At 49.5% G+C, this 22100-nt stretch carries 12 protein-coding genes; 1 reads left to right on the forward strand and 11 read right to left on the reverse strand.

Features of this window, described 5'->3' with window-relative positions:
- Positions 1-179 precede the first annotated feature (179 nt).
- The 7 genes from AB1797_04045 to argC form a co-directional block, all read right to left on the reverse strand.
- On the reverse strand, positions 180-2030 hold the full coding sequence (locus tag AB1797_04045) for a nucleoside-diphosphate sugar epimerase/dehydratase (protein ID MEW5766784.1): 1851 nt from the start codon (positions 2028-2030) through the stop codon (positions 180-182).
- A 134-nt stretch (positions 2031-2164) separates the two neighbouring features.
- Positions 2165-2620 (reverse strand): dTDP-4-dehydrorhamnose 3,5-epimerase family protein, encoded by a 456-nt coding sequence (locus tag AB1797_04050; protein MEW5766785.1) that lies wholly within the window; start codon positions 2618-2620, stop codon positions 2165-2167.
- A gap of 210 nt (positions 2621-2830) precedes the next feature.
- Complete coding sequence (accC, locus tag AB1797_04055; protein ID MEW5766786.1) at positions 2831-4168, reverse strand: acetyl-CoA carboxylase biotin carboxylase subunit; 1338 nt, start codon at positions 4166-4168, stop codon at positions 2831-2833.
- Positions 4169-4205: 37 nt separating this feature from the next.
- A complete protein-coding gene (locus AB1797_04060) occupies positions 4206-5153 on the reverse strand; it encodes a DUF3782 domain-containing protein (protein MEW5766787.1) in 948 nt (315 codons plus the stop codon).
- 63 nt (positions 5154-5216) lie between these two features.
- Complete coding sequence (locus AB1797_04065; GenBank protein MEW5766788.1) at positions 5217-5672, reverse strand: biotin/lipoyl-containing protein; 456 nt, start codon at positions 5670-5672, stop codon at positions 5217-5219.
- Positions 5673-5985: 313 nt separating this feature from the next.
- Positions 5986-7233, reverse strand: coding sequence for a bifunctional glutamate N-acetyltransferase/amino-acid acetyltransferase ArgJ (gene argJ, locus AB1797_04070; GenBank protein ID MEW5766789.1), 1248 nt, complete (start codon positions 7231-7233; stop codon positions 5986-5988).
- A 12-nt stretch (positions 7234-7245) separates the two neighbouring features.
- A complete protein-coding gene (argC, locus tag AB1797_04075) occupies positions 7246-8262 on the reverse strand; it encodes an N-acetyl-gamma-glutamyl-phosphate reductase (protein ID MEW5766790.1) in 1017 nt (338 codons plus the stop codon).
- Here argC and AB1797_04080 point away from each other — a divergent pair.
- Positions 8206-8346: a hypothetical protein gene (locus tag AB1797_04080; protein ID MEW5766791.1), complete on the forward strand. Its 141-nt coding sequence runs from the start codon at positions 8206-8208 to the stop codon at positions 8344-8346. The two genes, argC and AB1797_04080, sit on opposite strands and share 57 nt — an antisense overlap.
- Positions 8347-8988: 642 nt before the next feature.
- Here AB1797_04080 and AB1797_04085 read toward each other — a convergent pair.
- The 4 genes from AB1797_04085 to AB1797_04100 form a co-directional block, all read right to left on the reverse strand.
- The gene (locus AB1797_04085) at positions 8989-9414 is read right to left on the reverse strand and encodes a hypothetical protein (protein ID MEW5766792.1); all 426 of its coding nucleotides are present in this window, start codon (positions 9412-9414) and stop codon (positions 8989-8991) included.
- Positions 9411-9626: a DUF5678 domain-containing protein gene (locus AB1797_04090; protein ID MEW5766793.1), complete on the reverse strand. Its 216-nt coding sequence runs from the start codon at positions 9624-9626 to the stop codon at positions 9411-9413. Before AB1797_04090 ends, AB1797_04085 begins: the two co-directional genes overlap by 4 nt.
- Positions 9627-10419: 793 nt before the next feature.
- Complete coding sequence (locus tag AB1797_04095) at positions 10420-21330, reverse strand: PKD domain-containing protein (GenBank protein MEW5766794.1); 10911 nt, start codon at positions 21328-21330, stop codon at positions 10420-10422.
- Positions 21331-21468: 138 nt separating this feature from the next.
- On the reverse strand, positions 21469-21765 hold the full coding sequence (locus AB1797_04100) for a hypothetical protein (protein MEW5766795.1): 297 nt from the start codon (positions 21763-21765) through the stop codon (positions 21469-21471).
- Between the last annotated feature and the right edge of the window lie 335 nt (positions 21766-22100).

Raw genomic sequence — 22100 nt, forward strand, 5'->3', positions numbered from 1 at the left:
TTTATTCCCCGCCATTGTGGGTTTTGTCGGGTCCCCCCCCCACGCCAATGTGGCGGGGTAATACTCTAACCTATACAGCTCGGCGAAAGTTCCTGGGCGGTTTCAGCCGGGTTCGAGGATTCAAGGGTTCACCGGCCAGGAACTTACGCCGGGTTGGACTAAGACCTAAAACCCACAAGCTACAGGCGTGAACTTTCGGCGGGAAGTTTCTGTCTACGGGGCTGATAGTTGGGGACAATTTCCTTCAATTTAGCTATGGTCTTTTTGGCTTCCCCCTGCTCGGCCAGTTCAATCAATTCCTGAATATCTCTCTTGAGAAGCACTCGGTCAACCCGGTCCGGGGTAGCTTTAAATATCCGTTGGTATTTAGTGGCGGTTGTTCTTTCCGTAGCCGTGAGTAGTTCCTCAAAAAGTTTCTCCCCTGGCCGTAGGCCGGTAAACTCGATCTTGATCTCACGGTCGGGTTCAAAGCCGGACAGGGTGATCAGGTCTCGGGCCAGATCGACTATCCTAATCGGCTGCCCCATGTCAAGAAGGAATATCTCGCCTTCTCCACCCAGGTTCAAGGCCTGGATAATAAGACTGACCGCCTCGGGGATGGTCATAAAATAACGGGCAGCATCAGGGTGGGTAACCGTAACCGGCCCCTTTTCAGCGATCTGTCTCTTGAAGAGGGGGACTACACTCCCTTCGCTGCCCAAAACATTTCCAAACCTGACCGCGGCAAAGCTGGTCGCACTATCCATGGTATAAAGCTGCATCAGAAGTTCAGCCACTCGTTTGGAGGCCCCCATAATACTGGTCGGATTAACCGCCTTGTCAGTAGAGATCAGGAGGAACCTCTCGGTTCCACATCTAATGGCAGCCTCCATCAGATTTTTGGTTCCGCCGACATTATTCTTGACCGCCTCGACAGGATTCATCTCCATCATAGGCACATGTTTATGAGCCGCGGCGTGAAAGACAGTCTCCGGCCTATACTCAGCGAAGATATCATTTATCCGCGCCTTGTCCTTGATATCGGCGATAAGGGTAACAGAATTAAGCAAAGGACTTTCTTTATTCAGGTCCATCTTTACATAATAGACCCCATTTTCATTATGATCGAGAAGGATTAACTGAGAAGGGGTAAACCTGGCTATCTGACGGCACAACTCACCTCCGATTGACCCTCCGGCGCCGGTAACTAATACCCGCTTACCCCAAATATATGAAGAGATTTCAGCCAGGTCAAGATGAACCGTCTCCCGACCTAACAGGTCTTCCGGCTTAACCTCCCTGATCTGGTTAATACTCACATCTCCCGTGATGATCTCATAAACCCCGGGGACGATCTCAAATTTGACTTTTATCTTTTCACAGTGGGCGACTATATCCCGAATAACCTGGCCAGGAGCTGAAGGGATGGCGATAATGACCTTATCAATCAGTTCCCTTCGGGCAATATCAACGATATCGTCTCTGGCCCCCAGGACTTTAAAATTATGGATATACTTGCCCAGCTTTTGAGGATCGTCGTCAATGAAACCAACCACCTTATAGGCCAACTCCGGATGTTTAATTATCTCTTTGGCTACCATTTCTCCGGCATCTCCCGCCCCAATGATCAAAACCTTGGCCCTGGGGATATAAGAGCTTTTCCTGAATTGAGCCATAAGCCTGGGCATAAAACGAGAACCGCTAATGAAACCAATATCTAACATCCAATCAATGGTAAGCAGCGAAAGAAAGTAGCCGGTGTTCTTTTCAAGAAATAGCGTCAGGGTAATGATGATCCCCGAACCAAGAGAGACAGCCTTAAACACCGAGAAGAATTCGGTTACTCCAGTATAACGCCAGATCCCCTGATAAAGCCCAAAAAAGCGAAACATAGCCAACCGAATAAAGATGGCGAAGGGGAGAATCTTAGCATATTGAAAATAGAAACCAGTAGTCCACTCAGATCGAATCAGAAAGGCCAACATAAGGGCTATACTGATTAAAACAATATCGGTTATTAAAAGAAATATAGGACTTCCATTCTTACGCATTATTCTTCAGCCTCTTCACTGGATCTTCTCAGTAAGCCAGGGGAACTTGGTGGGTTTTGGAATAGGCGCTAAAGACACCAGGCGGCTTGAAGACTTCTGGTGTCTGTGACCCCCAAATATTGAGAAGATACTCTTCACCCATCTTTACGTGCCCAGTCGTAAGGGATGTCATTCTGATAAGGATCAACCCGATACTCATCCGGCTGATCATGGTGGTAAACCTCGGTCGGACAGTTTAGAATAAGAGTCTCCTCTAACCCCATTCCCTTGAACCCATGATAGACCATATTGGGAATCTGAACAAGGAGCGGATTATAATCCCCGACAAATAATTCCATCACTTGATTACAGGTGGAGGAATCCTGGCGCGGATCGTAAAGAACCAGCTTGGCCATACCAGCGATCACGGTGAGATGGTCAATCTGTTTCTTGTGATAATGCCAGGCCTTAACTGCGCCGGGATAGATGGTCGTCAAATAGACCTGCCCAAAGCGGATAAAGAAATCATCATCAGCCCGAAGGATTTCCATTAACCGTCCCCGTTCATCAGGGATAGCCTTCAGTCTTTTTGTCTTCACTCCTTCAATCATAGCGCCGCCTCCCGCGCCATCAAACAATCCTCGATACTCGATCCTTTACCATCATTGAGCATCCAGCATCAAGCATCGAGTATCGAGCATCGAGTATCGAGCATCCAGCATCGAGCATCGAGCATCGAGTTTGTGCCTTAGTGACTGAATGTTTACAAGTAATCAGGTAATCGGCGATCGGTATTGATTACTGATAACCTTAAGTAGCTGCTAAACATACCTTTCCAAAAAGTGGGTATCAAATACCCCTTCTCTGAAGTCCTTATCCTCCATTATTTGGAGATGGAGGGGAACGGTGGTGGCTATTCCCTCGATGACGCACTCATTCAGGGCACGGGACATACGGGCGATAGCCTCCGTTCGATCTTTACCGCAAACAATTAATTTAGCTAAAAGAGAGTCATATTCAAGCGGAATGGAATAGCCTGAATAGATATGGCTGTCAATTCGCACCCCCGGGCCGGCCGGGAGATGAAGATCAGTTATCTTGCCCGGAGAAGGGGCGAGATTTTTTTTCGGATCAGCGGCATTTATCCGACATTCAATGGCGTGTCCTGAAAACTTTATGTCTTTCTGAGTATAGCCTAAGTTTTCACCAGCCGAGAGTCTGATTTGTTCCTTTATCAGGTCGATATTAGTGGTTACCTCGGTAATGGGATGTTCAACCTGAATACGGGTATTCATCTCGATAAAATAGAACTTCCCTTCTTTATCAAGGATAAATTCGACCGTGCCGGCATTGGAATAATTTACGACCTTAGCCAGTCTCAAGGCAGCCTCGCCTAATTCCTTACGAAGTTTTGGGTCAACTATGGGAGATGGGGTTTCTTCGAGCAGTTTTTGATGTCGAAATTGGATGGAGCATTCTCGCTCTCCCAAATGCACCATATTCCCCAAGGAATCAGCCAGAATCTGGACTTCAATATGCCGGGGCTTGGCAATGTAGCGCTCCAGATAAAGTTGGGGATTAGCAAAGGCGGCTTGGGCCTCAGCTTGAGCCATAGCCAAGCTCTCTCTCATTTGACGGTCTTCCTCCACCACCCTCATTCCCTTGCCTCCTCCACCAGCTACCGCCTTCAACAGCACCGGATAGCCCACCTTCTCGGCTATCTCAAGGGCTTCCTTTTCGGATGAGATAGGATTTTCACATCCCGGGATAATGGGCACGCCGGCTGAAACCGCAATCTTTCTGGCTTCGGCCTTGTCTCCCATAGTCCTGATTGCCTCAGGCGCAGGGCCGATGAATCGAAAGTGGTGCTCCTCACATATTTCAGCGAAGGTGGGATTCTCCGCCAGAAAGCCGGAACCGGGATGTATGGCCTCAGCCCCGGTTACTTCGGCCGCCGCAATAATCTGCGACATGGAAAGATAGCTCGAAGTCGCCTTAGGGGGACCAATGCAGATGGCCTCATCGGCAAACCGGACATGTAAAGACTCAGCATCAGCCTGGGAATAAACAGCCACCGTGGCCAGCCCAAATTCCTTAGCGGCCCGAATTACTCTTAAAGCTACCTCCCCACGGTTGGCAATTAATATCTTCTTGAACATCCCAATATCTCCCAGTAATTGTTCGCCCTATACCCGATTACCCCGCCAGTTCGTCATAGGTGATAAGCTGAATTCCAAGCTCCTTACAAAGTAATTCTCCTTCTTCCTTCATTGTTACAGCTACAAACAAAAGCTTAGGCCTTACACCTACCTTTTCGGTGTAAAATTCACCTATCTTATAAAGTCGCTCTACATGGGCCTCATCAGCCGAAGATTTTATTTCCGCCAGGAGGTGTTCGCCATTACGAATCAAAAGGTCTACCTGAATATTTGAATTCGGGCGGCCAACCTTGCCTTGCTTGTCTTTAATCTTCCACTCAGATACCTCTACCACATCGAGTTTTTTTAAGAGAAGTTCCCTCAGGGTGTGTCTAATAGTGGCTTCTGCTTCTGTCCCCCATCTGGTGCCTAAGGTTCTGACATTTATTCCCAACTTCTCTACCGCTGTCCTATTTTCTTCCACTGCTCTGGCCACCAGGGCTACAGTTTTACTATTTTCTTCGACCGCTTTGGTAAGGGAGATTATGGCAGCGCCTTGTTCCTTCAACCGCGCGCCTTGTTCTATCAACTGGACGCCTTGTTCCTTCAAGTGGAGGCCTTGTTCTTTCAACTGGACGCCTTGTTCCTTCAACTGGACGCCTTGTTCCTTCAACTGGGCGCCTTGTTCCTTCAACTGGGCGCCTTGTTCCTTCAATTGGAGGCCTTGTTCCTCCAACCGCGCGCCTTGTTCCTCCAACCGCGCGCCTTGTTCCTCCAACCGCGCGCCTTGTTCCTCCAACCGTTGCTCGAGTTTTTCCAACCGGTAATTGCTTTCCTCCCGCAACCGTCGAATCTCTTCTAAAACTTGTCCCAGTTCATTTTTGGTGACAAAGACCTCACTCAAGACCACCGCTACCTCACGCCGAAAATGCTCGTCTTTTTTTAAAAGCAGTGGCAGCACCTTTAGGATGTGTTCTTCTTCTTCCTTTATCAATGAGATGGCCATTGAATCCTCCTTCCTTGATGAAGCGTATTGTCAAAGGTTTTTGCCTAAGAATTTCTTATATTTTCAGGTAGTTGTGTAAATTTGGCTTGCCTCCCCCCTGCCAGATTTTTTCTCGATTAAAAATAAGGGCTGCCCATATTCCACCGGATGCCCGTCTTCGACCATAATATCAATAATTTCTCCTTCTCCCTCTGCTTTGACCTCATTCATCACCTTCATCGCCTCAATAATACAGATAGGCTGACCAGGCCTGACTTGGTCGCCTATTTTCACATAAGGTGGTATATCCTGATTGGGGCTATGTCTAAAGGTGCCCACCATAGGAGAAAGAATCTCAAAGAATTCTTCCGATCTCTGAAATGGGGTGGTCTCTTTAGCTGAGGCAGAAGGGGCTTCGGGTCCGGGTTTAGTCCCGCTTCTCTTGACCTTAACCCTGAACTCCTCTTCATCTACTTCCAATTCGAGAAGCCCCGTCTTTTCCATCAGATCAACTAATCTCTTAACTCGCGATAGATTCATCTTTATTTACCTTTGTCAATGGCTAATGTCCCTCGTTAGTTTGCCCATTTTCTGGTGGCCATCCATAAGCCTTATCGTAACCGTTTAGCCACCAAGGCACGAAGACACGAAGGGGAAAAAGGTATGTGTCGTAGAGAACATTAGAACAATAGAACAGCAGTTCTGAGACTTTCAGAAAAATCTTTAACTACTGCTCTGCTGCTCTACTGCTCTATTTAAGTGTCTTCGTGCCTTGGTGGCTGAACAGTTACTAATTATTTTATCCGTGCTAATCCGTGATAATCAGTGGCTGAATAGTTACTATCCATTTTAATCAAGTCCGATAATGGGCATTGATCCGCACATATTCGGGTGAGAGGTCGCATCCCCAGGCAGTGGCCTTCGCCTGACCAAGATTTAGATCGATCTCTATTTTGATCTCCCTCTGTGCCATAATTGAGGCTACCTTAGCTGGATCAAAGGCCACTTCCTGACTGTTTCTGAGCATCAATTGGTCGCTAAAGTAAACGTCAACCGTTTCCGGGTTCATTTCTTGGCCGGCTTGGCCCAGCGCGGCCATAATCCGCCCCAAATTAGGGTCACCCCCGTAGAAGGCGGCCTTGACTAAATTAGACCCAGCTACGGCCCAGGCGAATTGTCTGGCATCTTCCTCGATTAGTGCTCCCCTGACCCTGACCTCTAACAACTTTGTGGCCCCTTCACCATCAGCCGGAATCTGTTTGGCCAGGTCAATGCTGAGTTCATCTAAGGCCGCTTGAAAGAGGTCGAATTCTTTGCCGGGGTAAGTAATTTCCTCTCCTTGCTCTGAGGCCAGGCCATTGGCCAGGATAGCCACCATATCATTGGTGCTCATAACACCATCCACGGTAATCATATTAAAGGATCGCCCCACGGAATGAAGAAGGGCCTTTTTTAAGAGTGAGGGGCTGATCAAGGCATCCGTGGTAATGAAGGCCAGCATAGTCGCCAGGCCCGGATGGATCATGCCGGCGCCTTTGGCTATCCCTCCCAAAGTAACCTTTCCCCCAAAGAGTTCCAGTTCCAGGGCCGCTTCTTTAGCTCTGGTATCAGTAGTCATAATGGCTTGGGCTGCATCTCCACCCCCATTTTTACTCAGGTTAGCGGCGGCCTCTTTTATCCCTGGCTCGATCTTTTCCATAGGCAGGAGGGGGCAGATCTTTCCGGTTGAAGCCACCAAAACAGATGTCTTAGGGATATTAAGCTCCACCGCGGTTAATTCTGCCATACGAGTGGCATCTTTAAGGCCCTGCTCCCCAGTGCAGCAGTTGGCAATACCGCTGTTGACCACTATTGCCTGAATCCGGCCGTCCAGGATGTGCTTTTCACTGATCAGCACAGGGGCGGCCTTGACCTTATTGCGGGTAAAGACAGCCGCGGCTGTGGCCGGGACATCAGAATAGATGATGGCCAGGTCTTTACCCTTAGCTTTAACCCCACAGCTAACCCCGGCGGCGCTAAAGCCTTTTGGGGCCGTAACACTTTTCATTGCGGATAGCACCCCCACTTCGTGGGTAGCCGGGATGGCGGATTGTTTTTTCACCTGAAAATCCTCCTACTTGAATCCGGTCTCTTCATCGAATCCAAACATCAGGTTCATATTCTGAACAGCCTGGCCTGAAGCGCCCTTGATCAGATTATCAATGGCCGAGAGGACGATCAGCCTTGAGGTGCGTTTATCTATCTGCCAGCCAATCTCACAGTAGTTAGTTCCCACTACGTTTTTTACCCGCGGATAGGTTCCCTCAGGCAGAAGCCGAATAAAGGGCTGGCCAGAGTAAAAATCTTGATATAGAAGAGAGACTTCTTCCCAACTATTATTCTTCTGTAACCGGAGATAGCCCGTTGAAAGAATCCCGGCCGTAATCGGAATAAGATGCGGTGTAAAAGTGATATTGATCGCTCTGCCGGCCAGATTAGAAAGCTCTTGTTCTATCTCCGGGGTATGCTGATGTCCGGCTACCTTGTAGGCCAGCATATCCTCGTTTATCTCCGGAAAGTGGGCTGTCATTGAGGGCGATCGTCCGGCGCCGGAGACACCGGTCTTGGAATCAATGATAATATCATTTAGTTCGACTAAATCTTGTCCTTCCCGAACTAAAGGGGCCAGGGCAAGGATGATACTGGTGGGATAACAGCCCGGGTTAGCTATCAGCCAGGCTGTTTTAATCTTCTCCTTGTATAGCTCAGGGAGCCCATACACTGCCTCTTCCAGCAGATGGTGCGCCTGGTGAGTCACTTTATACCACGCTTCGTAGACCTTAGGCTCCTTAAGGCGAAAATCAGCCGAGAGATCAATAACCTTCTTGCCCTGGGCCAGAAAGTCAGGCGCGATTTCCATAGAGACACGGTGAGGAAGGGCCAAAAAAATGACATCCACGCGGGGGAGGATATCGGCTGTTTCCTCAAAGGGGTAGCAGGTCAGGTCGATCTTCCCCCTAAGGTAAGGAAAGACCTCGCTTATAGAAACCGGGTTATCCAATTTAGCCGTTAGCGAGGTAATTTCTACCTCCGGGTGTCGGCTAAGGATCCGAATCAGTTCTCTCCCCCCATATCCGGTTGCGCCAATTATACCTGCTCTGATCATCAATCTTCACCTGTAGACAGATGCTCGATACTCGAGGCTGGATGCTCGATGCTGGATAGTAGATACTAGTGCCTTGTCAAGTTAATATTTGTAGGTAAAGTTTCTCCTGAAAATGTTTCTTTTTTGTCATTCCCGCCCTTGCTTCCGCGGGGGTAAACTCCAGCGGGAATCCATACTTAGACAAATCTGGATTCCTGCTTTCGCAGGAATGACCCATCGGGCATTTTCATCGCCCTTTGTGAACTATGGGTGTAGGAAAAACAATTTGAATACCAACATTTTGGGACGGTTCAAAATCATCCATTTTCTTGTGAAACTTTAGGCGCGGTTAACCTTCCGCAGAAGTAGGGTGGGCATTACCCACCAATCTGTTCGCCATCTACGCCTTTTTGGTGGGCGGTGCCCACCCTACCTCTCAGCCGCAAGCTTTCACAGTAAAGTGAACCATCCCGATAAATTCCTCTTTCCACCATCAGCCACCATCTCTGATCAGACGTCTCACCCCCACTGGCACCCTCGATTCAAATCTCAAATAATTAAGGTAAGCGCTTAGTTCAACTCAGAACTGTGTGGCGGCTTACGTCCGATGTACACCGCACCATCTTCTTGCTTACCGCGCCACACGAATTCTTAAGTCGTTAGGCTTTTATTGGATGCTATCCCTATCTCTAAGAAATTGCTACCCACCACCTCTATCTTCTTTGATCTATATTATTCTACTCCTTTCTCCTTTGGAATAAAGTGGATACTTAGTTCCTCCTCGTCAAAGTTTATCTGAAAGCGATTAAAAATATCATTTCTGCCAAGTAGTCTTGGAACCTCCTCTAACTCTGCAAAAGCAATTTTTGCCATAAGTTCAATTTCCCCAATCCTCAAGAGAACCTGATGGATGTATGTTCTTATTAAGCCTCCAGAAACTCCCCCAATAAGCCTCTCCCTTCCCTCTTTCAATTCATATCCTAAGAGATTGCAGTCTGATCTTGTGAACAAACAAAGGTCTGCACCTGAGTCGATATATGGGTCAAAAAGATACCAGTTCCCATCCTTGCCTTTAAGATGCACATAGGCTACGGGTCTATAGACTACCTCACCTTCTTGAGTCTTTTCCTTCCGATAGTGGAAGATATAACTTTTCATAAAACCAACAACCCTTCCTGTGGGATGAACCTTAACAACACCTCTTCACTTCCTTTTTGAGGAAGTTTTCTTTTGACCATATCAAATGCTTCTTTGACATTACTTCCCCATCCCTCTACCTTGCCCTCGACTATAGCCACATGTTGCCCTGCAAACTTTTCTTCTTCCTCAACCCCAATATCAGCAAACTTTATTTCAACATCCTTTTCCATTTTTCATCCTCCTCGTATGTTTAAATTTTTCTCTTGATGGCTAACGCCAAAGCTTACCTGCCGCTATAGAGCGCCGTGGAATAGCGGTCAGGTGCAGCGATTTGTTAGCTGAATTTCTCACTAATCATTTTTCTTACTATCGCTTCTGAACGAAAAACGTGAACAATAAGTTTTGTATTTTTCCCCAAAACCCACCTGCAAGTCTTTTTCTTCGCCTCTTACCGCAAATATATCTATCAGGAAAGCAATATCGAACATTGTTTGGTTGCGGCTAAAGGCCATATTATAATATATATCACAAAATATATCTTCTGTCAAGGTGATTTAAACAAGGCATAAAAAAAGGCTAAACTGAGGTCCGCGCTTTACCTCAGTTTAGCCTTGAGGAATATGTAGACATGAGAAATACTATTGAAGTTTCGAGTTAACTTAAAGTAGTACAGGGAGGAAAACTACTTTAACTAACTTTTACCTTCTAATTACTATATCGGCAGAATCAGCCTAAAACTTGAGGGAAAAATGTAAGTGGTCAGCCACAAAGACACTAAGACACAAAAATAGAGCAGTAGAGCAGTAGCGCAGTAGTTAAAGACTTTTCTGAAAGTTCCAGAACTTCTGCTCTATTGCTCTAATGTTCTCTACGACACATACTTTTTAATAAGTAGCCCATTAAAATTGATTAAAAACCAGACTCCTTTTTACCACGAAGACACAAAGAGACTAAATTCATAAATAATTTTCTCTTCGTGTCTTTGTGCCTTGGTGGCTGAACGGTTACGGAAAAATTAGCAGGCTATCGAATTATAGACAGCTTACCTTTGATCGTTCCCTTCGGACTGTCAATTACGTAGATGTAGATACCACTGGTAACTTCCCTGCCTCCCTCATTTTCAACCCCTTCCCAGACAATATCGCCGCCTTCTCCAGCCAGGGTTTTGATCAGTTGGCCGGCCTGGCTGTAAATCTTGATCCGGCCTCCTTTGGTCAGAAGACTTCCCTGGAAAGTGATCCTATTGGCGCCTGTTCCTACGTATAAAGGATTGGGAAAGACAGCCACGGCTGCTTCTTTCTCTGTCGGTATCTCTACGTCTTCACTTTCTGAATAATTAGAATCCCCGCAGATATTGACTGCCCTGATCCGATATCGGTAAGTGTCAGGCTCTAGGTGGGTATCGGTGTAAGTGGTAGTATTGGCCGAAACAGTAGCTATCCGGGAGTAGCTGCGGCCATCGACCTTCCTTTCGATCTCAAAGCCGGTTTCATTATCTGAGTTATCGGCCCAGGTAAGGATGATTTCTCTCTCAACGCCTATGCCGGCAGAAAGGTTAGTCGGGGAAGCAGGTGGATAGCAGGTGCAAATCTCATTAGAAGGATCGGATGTCCCCACCTCATTTATGGCCCTGATCCGGTAACAGTAATAATTGTTCAGCCGGATGTCCTCATCCCGGTAGGTAGTCACCCCGGCGCCTACCTGAGCCAGCTCAGTGTAATCCTCAAGTGGGCCAATTCTGCTTTTTCTCCATCGTTCAATGACAAAGCCGGTTTCAAAGTGGGAGTTATCTCTCCAGGACAACTCGGCCACTGTATCCGAAAGTGAAGAAAACTTCAAATCATCCGGCGGCTCAGGGGTTAAACAGCACTGCGGGAAACAGACCTGGTTGGAATAAGGTGAATCACCTTGCTCTCCCCTGGCCTTGACCTGATAACAATAGCTCAGATCGGTCCGGAGATCGGAATCACAATAGGTTGTAACGTTAGCAGATACAGTCGTTTCAATCGTAGCTCCATCCTGAACCCGTCTAATGACAAAACCAGTTTCTTCTCTTGAATTATCCTGCCAGGCAAGGCAGACCCTTGTTCTGGAAATGGTCTCAAGGGAAAGATCAGTGGGGGCGACAAGCACCGAACCTGTTCCCAGGGATGGGTGAATATCCCGGAGAGACTCACTGGTTAATTGTTTCTCCTCTCCATTTACCAGGTAAATATCCCAGTTTCCATTCCGATAAGAGGAGAAGCCGATCTTGAAGTAGTTTTTGTCAGGAGAAAAAGCAGGAGAGACATCATCCAATCCGTTGTGGGTTATTTGCTTAAGATCATCGCCGTCAAGGGATATGGTATATATTTCATAGTCCCCATCACTATTAGAGGAAAAGGCGATCCGGTCACCTTGGGGTGAGAAGCAAGGCTGCTGGTCATCGGCCGGATGAGTGGTCACCTGCTTGAGGCCAAGGCCATCAGCCCCGATCGTGTAAATATCCCCTTTGGAAGAGAAGGCAATCTGATGGCCATCCGGGGATACCCAGGGGTGGGAAGCGCCTCCTATCTCTTGAGTCACGAGTTGATCCACTCCACCATCAATATCCATCGCATAAATTTTCCCTTCAGAGACAAAGAGGATCCGGTCACCATCCGGGAAAAATGAAGGCTCTCGATCCTGGGTGGTATTATGGGTCAACTGCCTGAGTCCTGTCCCGTCAATATTTATGAGATATATTTCCAGATCACCGTCCCGGTCAGAAGAGAAAACAAGCCGGCTTCCATCAGGAGATATATTCGGTTCCCAGTCTATCCCTGGAGAAGTGACCAGCGCTACTCGGCTGCTTCCATCCTCATTTAGGAGATAGATGTCATACTCGTTGTCTTCACCTGAGGCGAAGGCAATCTTAAGGGGAGAGGGAGGTGGAGGCTCCGGGGTGGCCGCAGAGATAGAATTCGAGTAAGAGGAATCACCGCCGGTCTCGTTCCAGGCCTTGACTCGGTAATAATAGGTGGTGCCAGGAGAAAGACCGGTGTCTGAGTAGGTAGTTGTATCACGAGGGACAACGGCCATCTGGCTCCAGGTTCCGGTTATCCCTGTCTTTCGTTCGATCTTGAAGCCGTCTTCATTCAGGGAATTATCCTGCCAGGCAAGGTTGATCTGACGGCTTGAGACCGCCTCAGCCATCAGGTTATCCGGATCAATGGGAGGAAAAAGCCTGGTGACCAAACAGGCCTCATTATAAGAAGAGTCCCCTCTTTCATTGTAGGCCAAGACACGATAACAATAAGTTGTCTCCGACGCCAGGCCGGAGTCAAGATAGATTTTTGTCCCGGCCCTGACCAGAGCGATGGTATCAAAATCATCAGCCGTGCCTGTCCTTCGTTCAATCCTGAAGCCTGTCTCGTTATCCGAGTTATCATCCCAGCTCAGCCTGATAGAAGAGCTGGTTATTTCTGAACCCCTCATATTACTGGGAGCGGCCGGAGGGATATCCAAGGTAGTGGCCTTAGCCGGATTGGAGTAACCAGAGATGCCCTCCAGGTTGTAGGCCCAAACCCGGTAATAGTAAGTAGTCTTAGGGGCAAGGGCCGGGTCGGTATAAGTAGTAGTGTTGGCTGTGGGTATTATCTTTACTAAAGAATAGTCTGCCTCACCCTCCTGACGTCTTTCTACTTTAAAACCAAGTTCATTATCAGAATTGTCTGTCCAGTCGAGCCGAATCTGAGCGCCTGAAAGGGTCACGGCTTCTAAATTATCCGGCGCTGCGGGCAAGAGGTCACCCGGCGTCGCACAGGCCTCATCTGAAGGGGCTGAGGTCGTATATAAATTGTAGGCCCTGACCCGATAACAGTAAGTGTTTTCACGCTCGACCTCAGAATCTAAATAAGTGGTTACTGTGGCCGGTAATTCTGTTATTTGGATATAATCGCCCGTATTGATCTGCCTCTCGATTTTAAATCCGGTCTTATCATCAGAAATGGTCTCCCAGGAGAGATAGATAAGATTATTTGCCCTGGCCTCTACCCGGAGATTATACGGGGCAGAGATGATGCCAATTATATTAACCCGGGCCAGGATGACCGCATCAACCGGGATAACCTGGTCTGAAGTATTCGTTAGCATAAAGCCTGATAGTTCTAATTGGCTGGTGGTCGAAGAGGTGCCAGTGGATTTAAGGTCTACTTTAGCCAAAGAACCAGCCCCATTTACGCCATCCAGTCCAGGGATGTTCATTACGACCCTGTAATTGCCAGGCGACAAAAGGTTCCCTATCGGCGTGGCCGAAGCCGTCAGATCCCCCGGACGGGGCGGACCTGATACCTCAAAAACAAGTGGATCAAAGCCCAGGTTGAACTCAACCGTATTGAGGTCCTCAATCTCGGTAATCTCCACGGAAACCTCAAAGGTCTCACCCGCCTGGACATCAGCCGGCGCCACTACCTTAACGACGGTTCCCATGGCCGGAATGTTTACCTCTACCTCATTAGAATAGCTTGAGTCCCCGAACTGATTATATGCCCTCACCCGATAATAGGAAGTAGCCCCCGGCTCAATATTCAAATCAGAATAGGTCTCGGTAGTGGCCAGGACAGTTCCTATCAGGGAGTAGCTTCCCCCTTTGGGCTTTTTTTCGATCTTAAACCCGGTCTCGTTATCGGAATTATCCTGCCACTCCAGATCGACCGAAGCGCTTTCCACGACCGTGGCCCTCAGGTGAGTAGGCGGTGAGGGAGGAGTATCCCAGGTAGCGGCCGCCGCCTCTTTGGAATAGGCTGAATCTCCCATCTGATTATAGGCCCTCACCCGGTAGGAGTAAGCAGCATTGGGGCTGAGGCCGCTGTCAAAATAAGTCTCGGTATTGGCCGGGACAGCGGCTATCTCGGCGTAAGTTTCTCCCCGGCCCTTTCTCTCGATTCTAAAACCGGTCTCATTATCAGAATTATCCTGCCAGGTGAGATTAATGGAGTGGCTGGATGAGGCCACGGCCTTCAGGTCAGCCGGAGGGGCGGGTGGTATATCCGGGCTGGTAACCACAGCCTCCTTGGAATAAACAGAAAAACCCATAAGGTTATAAGCCCTAACGCGGTAATAGTAAACAGTATCCGGTTCAAAAACCCAAAAGTCAGTATAGGTCCTGGTATTGGCCGAAACATCGCCTATCAGGAAGTAGCCTTCCCCTTGCTTTTTCCTCTCGATCTTAAAACCGGTCTCGTTATTGGAATTATCCTGCCAGGTGAGATTGATCATACTGCTGGTTAAAACTGTGGCCGCCAAATTAGTTGGGGGGGAGGGTGGAACATCCCAGGTAGCCGCCCAGGTTTCATTGGAATAGTCTGAGGAGCCGTGGGGATTGGAGGCCCTGACCCGGTAGTAGTAAGTAGTGTTCGGGCTGAGGCCGCTAAGGTCAGAGTAAGTCTCGGTATTAGCCGGGACAATGCCTATCCGGGAGTAGCTTCCCCCTTCGGGCCTTCTCTCGATCTCAAAACCGGTCTCATTATCCGAGCGGTCGCTCCAGGTCATCTCGATCTGATCACTGGATACAGGCCAGGCTACGAGCTGCCCTGGAGGCAAAATTAGCGGGCCAGTGATAAAAACCAGGTCCGAGGGGATGGAATCAGGCCTTATCTCCTCGCCTGAAGAATCTCCCAGAAAATAAGCCGAAAGTCCTATTTGACTGGATCCTCCAGAATAGCCAATGGCCTTAAACCTTATTCGGGCCAGCTCCCCACCTCCGGTGACCTCATTTCTTAGCACGGCCTGAAGGCGATTATTGAGGATATTAAGGCTCGGATGGGCCGAAGATATCATGTCCCCGGCCTCAAGGGAGATGAGCTGGAGGATATTGGCATTATAATTTACAATGAGGAATACCGTCTTTAAATCTTGCACCCAGCTCACCTCAAGAGTAGCTTCAAATTCAGTTCCGGGAGCGACCGCCTCAGGCGCTTTAACTTCCAGGATAAACAGGGGAAGGGTAGTGGCCTGGGCCTGGTTAGAATAGTCAGAATCACCCGCAAAGTTATAGGCCCTGACCCGGTAGTAATAGGTGGTCTCTGGATCAAGACTATCATCCTGATATGAAACCAGATTGGCCGGGACCATAGCTATCAGAGAGAACCCCCCGCCCTCACTGTGCCGTTCGATCTTAAAGCCATTCTCATTATCCGAGTTATCTGTCCATCCCAAATCAATCTGGTGGCTTGATACCGGGCGGGCCGTCAGGTTGACCGGGGCCTGGGGCGCCACGTCTCTGGTAGAGGCACAGACCGCCTTTGACCAGTCTGATTTACCATCGCTGTTGGAGGCCCTCACCTGGTAGCAGTAAATGGCCTCCGGAGAGAGCCCCGTATCTTCATATCCGGTCGTATTGGCAGGGGTAGTGTGGATCAAGTGATAATCTCCGTGGTCAAGTTCCTTCCGGTATATCTCGAACCCCGATTCATTATCGGAATTGTCGCGCCATGAGACCCAGATCCGGCTCGTGGAGGTAACTTCCAGATTTAGGTGGTCAGGCGGAGCGGGTATATCAAGAATCCGGGGTTCAATCTTTACGGGAGCCGGAATGACGGGCTCCGGGACTACTATTAACTGACCGGTGATATCGCCTAAGTCAAGATCCGCCAGACCGATTTCCCCCTCAGCCGGGGCAGAACCAATGGCCTCAAATTCCATCTCTACCACGACCCCGCTTCCCGTGAAACGGCCGGGATCGGGAATAAGGAGATACCTATTAGCCGTCAGGGTGGAATTAAGTAGCGCCATTGCCTCGCCTGGAGCCGCCGAGATAAACCGAAAGAGGTCAGGGTCAAAATCCGGAGAAAAATAGACGGACTTCAAGTCAATCACCGAGGTTACTTGCAGGGCGACCTTGAAGGTATCTCCTTGGGTCACCGTTGGCGGGGCATTGATCAGGACTCTCAACGATCCCAGGGTGGCGGCGGAAGCCTCGTTGGAGTAAGCTGAATCAGCCAGAAGATTATAAGCCCTGATGCGGTAGAAATAGGTGGTTTCAGGACTAAGCCCCTCATCCAGATAAGTGGTTATATCAGTCCCGGCTATGGCTATCTGCTGATAGGCTTCCCCTGTCTTTTTTCTTTCTATCTTAAAGCCTATTTCATCGGTCGAATTATCCTGCCAGGAAAGCTCAATCCGGTCGGTGGCCATAGCCTTAGCCGTAAGATCGGTCGGGGGTGAGGGGCCGGTGGGAATGGTGACGCTGATATAATCGGTTCTGGTTTGGGTATCACTGCCACAGGGACCGGTGGCGGTCAGACTCACGGTAAAAGTTCCGGGATCAGTGTAAGTATGGAATGGATTCTGACTGGTTGAAGTCTGACCATCCCCGAAGTCCCAGGACCAAGCGGTAACGTTGCCAGCCGAAAGATCGGTAAAGGTAACCACTAAAGGTTGGTAGCCACTGGTAGGCGTGGCTGTAAAGTTAGCTTTAACCGCATCTACGGTTAGATATTGCGTCCTGGTATTTGTCCCACAGGCGCCGGTGACGGTCAAGGTTACAGGATAGGTGGCGGTAGAGGTGTAGGTGTGGGATGGATTCCGCTCTTGACTGCTCTGGCCGTCCCCAAAATTCCAGAACCAGGAAATAATATCGCCGGTAGAATTATCGGTAAAGATGAGGCCCGATCCTGAGCAAGGAGTAGTGGAACTAAGGGTGAACTCAGCCGAGACAGAGGGCATGACCGTAATATAATTGGTTTTGGTCTTAGTATCGCTTCCACAGGCGCCGGTTACCGTCAGACTTACGGTATAACGGGCGGCAGTAGTGTAGATATGAGACGGATGCGGCGTTGTGCCCCTGCTGCCATCCCCAAAGTCCCATGCCCAGGAGGTGATGCTGCCGGTGGAATTATCGGTAAAGGCGGCACTCGATCCGGCACATAGACTGGTAGTGTCGGCGATAAAGTCGGCTAAGACAGCGGAGACCACCGTGATATAGTTGGCCTTGGTCTCGGTATCAGCGCCACAGGGGCCGGTTACCGTCAGACTTACGGTATAACTGCCGGCCGTCGTGTAAGTATGAGACGGATGCTGGGTTGAACTGGTCTGTCCATCCCCGAAATTCCATAAGCGGGAGGTAATGTTGCCTGTGGAATGGTCGGTAAAGGCGATGCTTGATCCGACACAGGGGTTGGTGGCATCCACGGTAAAGCTGGCTGAAGGAGTCGGGCTTACCGTGATGTAATTGGTTTTAGTCTCGGTGTCGGTGTTACAGTGGCCGGTTACGGTCAGGCTTACGGTGTAGGTGCCGGCGGCGCTGTAAGTATGAGATGGATTCCGGGTCAGACTGGTGTCTCCATCTCCAAAATCCCATAACCAGGCAGTAACCGTCCCCAGAGAGCGATCGGTAAAAGCCAGGGACTGACCGAGGCAGGGAGCCGTAAAATTGACCGAAAAATCGGCGGTTACTCCGGCCAGGACCGTAATAAAATTGGTCCTGGATTCAGTGTCGCTTCCGCAGGGACCGGTTACGGTCAGGCTTACCGGGTAGGTGTCAGCCGTGGTGTAAGTATGAGACGGATGCTGAGCCGTGCTGGTGCCTCCATCCCCAAAGTCCCACCACCAGGAGGTAATGGTCCCCAGAGAGCTATCAGTAAAAGCCACCTCTGATCCGACACATGGGGTAGTGTTGCCGGCGGTAAAGTCGGCGGTAGGGGAAGGCACCACCGTGATATGGCTGGTTTTGGTTTCGGTATCGGTTCCACAGGGCCCGGCTACGGTTAGACTAACGGTGTAGGCGCCCGCTGTGTGGTAGGTATGAGATGGATTTTGAGTCGTCGAGGTCTGGCCATCCCCAAAATTCCATAAGCGGGAGGTGATGCTGCCCGTGGAATTGTCAGTAAAGATCACCTCTGATCCAACACAGGGGCTGGTGGAACTAACTACAAATCCGGCTGAAGGAGGAGCAACCACCGTAATATAATCGGTTTTGGTTTGGGTATCACTCCCGCAGGAGCCGGTCACGGTCAGAACTACGGTGTAAGTGCCGGCAGCAGAATAGATATGAGACGGATGCTGGGCGGTGCTGGTGCCACCATCCCCAAAGGTCCACCGCCAGGAAGTGATACTGCCGGCGGACTTGTCGGTAAAGCCGATTTCTGAGCCGGCACACGAGCTGGTGAGACTGGCCTTAAAGGAAGCTGTAGGCAAAGAGACCACCGTAATATAGCCGGTTTTGGTTTTGGTATTGTTTCCGCAGGGACCGGTCACGGTCAGGGCTACGGTGTAAGTGCCGGCAGCAGAGTAGGTATGAGACGGATGTTGGGCGGTGCTGGTTCCCCCATCACCAAAGTCCCAGGACCAGGAGGTGATACGGCCGGTGGATGTGTCAGTAAAGGCAAGACCTGAACCGGCACAGGCCGTCGTAGAGCTGACCGTAAAATCAGCCGCCGGCGTATCAATTACCGTAATATAGTTGGTCTTTGTCTGGGTATCGCTCCCGCAGGGGCCGGTAACATTTAGACTTACTGAGTAGGTGCCTGGCGTGGTGTAGGTATGTAATGGATTCGAATCTGAGATGGTCTGGCCGTCTCCAAAATTCCACCACCAGGAGATGATACTGCCCGTGGAAGTGTCAGTAAAGGTAAGGGCTGAGCCTACACATGGACTGGTAGAGCTGACCGTAAAATCAGCCGCCGGAAGAGCCGCCACGGTGATATAATTAGTCTTTGTCTCGGTATTACTCCCGCAAGGACCAGTAACCTTCAGACTTACTGAGTATGTGCCTAGCGTGGTGTAAGTATGTAATGGATTCGAATCCGAGCTGGTCTGTCCATCCCCAAAATTCCATAGCCATGAGGTAATGGTTCCGGTGGAGGCCTCGGTAAAACTCACCGTTGAGCCGGCGCAAAGGCTGGTGGAATCCGCCCGGAAATCGGCCTTCAGTCCGGCGGTGATATAGTTGGCCTTAGTTTTGGTATCGCTTCCACATGGGCCGGCCACGGTCAGAGAAACGGGATAGATACCAACCGTAGTGTAGGTGTGAGATGGATTCGAATCCGAGCCGGTCCCCCCATCTCCAAAGTTCCAAGACCAAGAAATGATCGTGCCAGTGGAGCTGTCAGTAAAGGTAACCGCCTGGGTAAGACAGGGGCTGGTGGAGTCGGCGGTAAAGTCAGCCGTGATAGGCACATTGGGCGCCACGGTGATGTAACCGGCTTTAGTGTCAGAATCAGAGCCGCAGGGGCTAGTGACCGTCAAGGAAACAGTGTAAGTGCCGCTATCAGTGTAAGTATGCCCTGGATTCTGAACCGGGCTGGTCTGGCCGTCTCCAAAGTCCCACCACCAGCCGGTGATGGTGCCGATAGAGGTGTCCGTAAAATTCACACTTGAGCCGGCGCAGGCGGTTAATGGGCTCGCCGAGAAACCGGCCTTTATTCCGACCGTGATGTAGTTGGTCTTTGTTTTAGTATTGCTCCCGCAGGGACCGGTCACGGTCAGGCTTACCGTGTAGATGCCGGCGGTGGTGTAGGTATAAGATGGATTTTGAGCCGTGCTGGCGCCTATTCCGTCCCCGAAATCCCATAACCGCGAAGTAATGTCACCGGTAGACTGGTCAGTAAAGGTGACCGGGGCGTTAACACAGGGGGTGGTATTGTTGACCGTAAAGTCGGCTAAAGGGGCTAAAACTACGTTGATATAGTCCGTCTTTGTTTCCGTATCAACGCCGCAATCTCCGGTTACAGTTAGGCTTACCGAGTGAGGGCCGGTATCAGTGTAAGTATGAGATGGACTCTGGGCCGCACTGGTATCCCCATCTCCGAACTCCCATAACCAGGAGGTGATGTAGCCGGTAGAATGGTCAGTGAAGGTAACAGGAAAGCCCGCACAGGGGGTGGTGGGGCTGGCCGTAAAGCCAGCTACCGGCGCTGTCCCTACGGTGATGTAGTTATTCTTTGTCTCGGAATCGCTGGTGCAAGACCCTGTCACGGTTAGAATCACGGTATAGTTGCCTGCCGCCGGGTAAGCGTAGGCAGGGTTCTGAACCGTGGTGTCCGAAGTTCCATTACCATCAAAGTCCCACGACCAGGAAATAGCGCCGGTAGAATGGTCAGTGAAGCTGACGGCTGAGCCAACACAGGGGGTGGTATCGTCGGCGGTAAAATCAGCCGAGGGAGAAGGGATTACCGTGATATAGTTGGCCTTGGTTTCGCTGTCGGTGCCACAGTCTCCAGTCACCGTAAGGGTTACCGTATATGTCCCTGAGGCAGAATAAGCATAGGACGGATTTTGAACCGTGGTGTCTGGGTTTCCATCACCATCAAGGTCCCATAACCAGGCAGTGATATTAGTGCCACTGGAGCTATCGGTGAAGTTGATTGACTCAGAAGGACAGGGAGTAGTATCACTGACCGTAAAGTCAGCCGACGGAGGTATGCAGATGGAAACCGTGGCATCAAATACAGCGCCAGGTATAATGGACTGGCCGGAACTATCTCCTAAATCTATAATCTTGGAGGTGCCGGGAGGGGGGGAAAGTTTTATGTCGCTCTGGGGGGTGCCGATGACTTTAAAATCTACTTCAGCTAAGGGGCCTGTGCCTGTTACCGGCATGGTACATGGTGTAGCTGAACATTTAATTAAGGCCAGCATCCAACCGGCCCCATTATCGTAATTAGACATGGCCACATCGTAGTAATGACCTACCCCCGTTATCAGGCTTCCGGCCCTGACATAATTAGTGTCGGATGAGACCACCTGAAGCACCGCCGGATCAAAGACCAATTTAAACCTGACCTTGATCAAATCAACTACCGAATCACCCGCTTCATCTATCTTCACCCTGGCGGTAAAGGTATCGCCCAAGTTTACCGTAGCCGGGGCCTCCACCCTCACCCCAATGATGGCCTCAGCCAGAACCGGTGTCAGGACAAGAAACATGCCTATGACCAGAACCATCTGGATCGCCTTTTTCTTAAATTCTCCCATATTTACGTTTCCTATTTATTTGATTTAGACACCATCACCTTTGAAATGAGTTCTTTGCTTGGACTTCTGTCATTTTTCGACAAAGCAGAGGCTACAAATACATTGGTGTCAAACACTGCTCTGATCAACACAGGATTATTATTCGGTAATTTCTGCTTCATTCAAGGCGACTCCACGGCGTATTGCATCCTGTCTAATTTCTTCGATAAGTGTCTCTAAATGAGTGAAAATAGCTTCTCGTGAGACACCCATTTTTTTCAAATTCTGGGCGCGTTCTTTTGCTAAGGCCACAATTTCTGTTGGACTTAATTGCTTTTCTTCAGAGGGAACAGGGTCAATGAAAGTCACCAATACCTTAACAGGTTTTGATACTAATACCGACTCAAAAATCTTTACCTCTTCATTTTCGTAAATACCTTCTATAGTCTTATACATCCTACATTCCGCACCTCTTGGAGTGCGAAATTCTATTTTCTTCCGACTATTCAAGAACGCTCGACAGTTAAAGGTTCTCCGTAAGCCATTACTATTGTTGACTTTTGCACAGCCGGTCTCCCTCCAGGATAAGTGCCCTATTTTGAATGGGTTAGGCTCTAAAGTACGCAAGAACTTTTAACTCTCGAGAAGAACGTATATAGTTTACTTGTAACCGTTCAGTCCTTTTTTGTCGTAAGGGAAGAGGAGGTAGTAGAGAGAGCGGATAATGTGCTCATGATAATTGCGTTGCCAAAAACGCCCACGAAACCGCGGCCAGTCGAGAGTTCTAACGC

The sequence above is a fragment of the bacterium genome (assembly GCA_040753085.1).
Lineage (GTDB): Bacteria > UBA9089 > JASEGY01 > JASEGY01 > JASEGY01 > JASEGY01.

What these genes read in the sequence shown, in the direction of transcription:
- AB1797_04085 (MEW5766792.1), bottom strand. Translation starts at nt 9,414, where the DNA reads ATGAAAAGTTATATCTTCCACTATCGGAAGGAAAAGACTCAAGAAGGT.
- AB1797_04095 (MEW5766794.1), bottom strand. Translation starts at nt 21,330, where the DNA reads ATGGGAGAATTTAAGAAAAAGGCGATCCAGATGGTTCTGGTCATAGGC.
- accC (MEW5766786.1), bottom strand. Translation starts at nt 4,168, where the DNA reads ATGTTCAAGAAGATATTAATTGCCAACCGTGGGGAGGTAGCTTTAAGA.
- AB1797_04100 (MEW5766795.1), bottom strand. Translation starts at nt 21,765, where the DNA reads ATGTATAAGACTATAGAAGGTATTTACGAAAATGAAGAGGTAAAGATT.
- AB1797_04060 (MEW5766787.1), bottom strand. Translation starts at nt 5,153, where the DNA reads ATGGCCATCTCATTGATAAAGGAAGAAGAAGAACACATCCTAAAGGTG.
- AB1797_04050 (MEW5766785.1), bottom strand. Translation starts at nt 2,620, where the DNA reads ATGATTGAAGGAGTGAAGACAAAAAGACTGAAGGCTATCCCTGATGAA.
- AB1797_04045 (MEW5766784.1), bottom strand. Translation starts at nt 2,030, where the DNA reads ATGCGTAAGAATGGAAGTCCTATATTTCTTTTAATAACCGATATTGTT.
- AB1797_04065 (MEW5766788.1), bottom strand. Translation starts at nt 5,672, where the DNA reads ATGAATCTATCGCGAGTTAAGAGATTAGTTGATCTGATGGAAAAGACG.
- AB1797_04090 (MEW5766793.1), bottom strand. Translation starts at nt 9,626, where the DNA reads ATGGAAAAGGATGTTGAAATAAAGTTTGCTGATATTGGGGTTGAGGAA.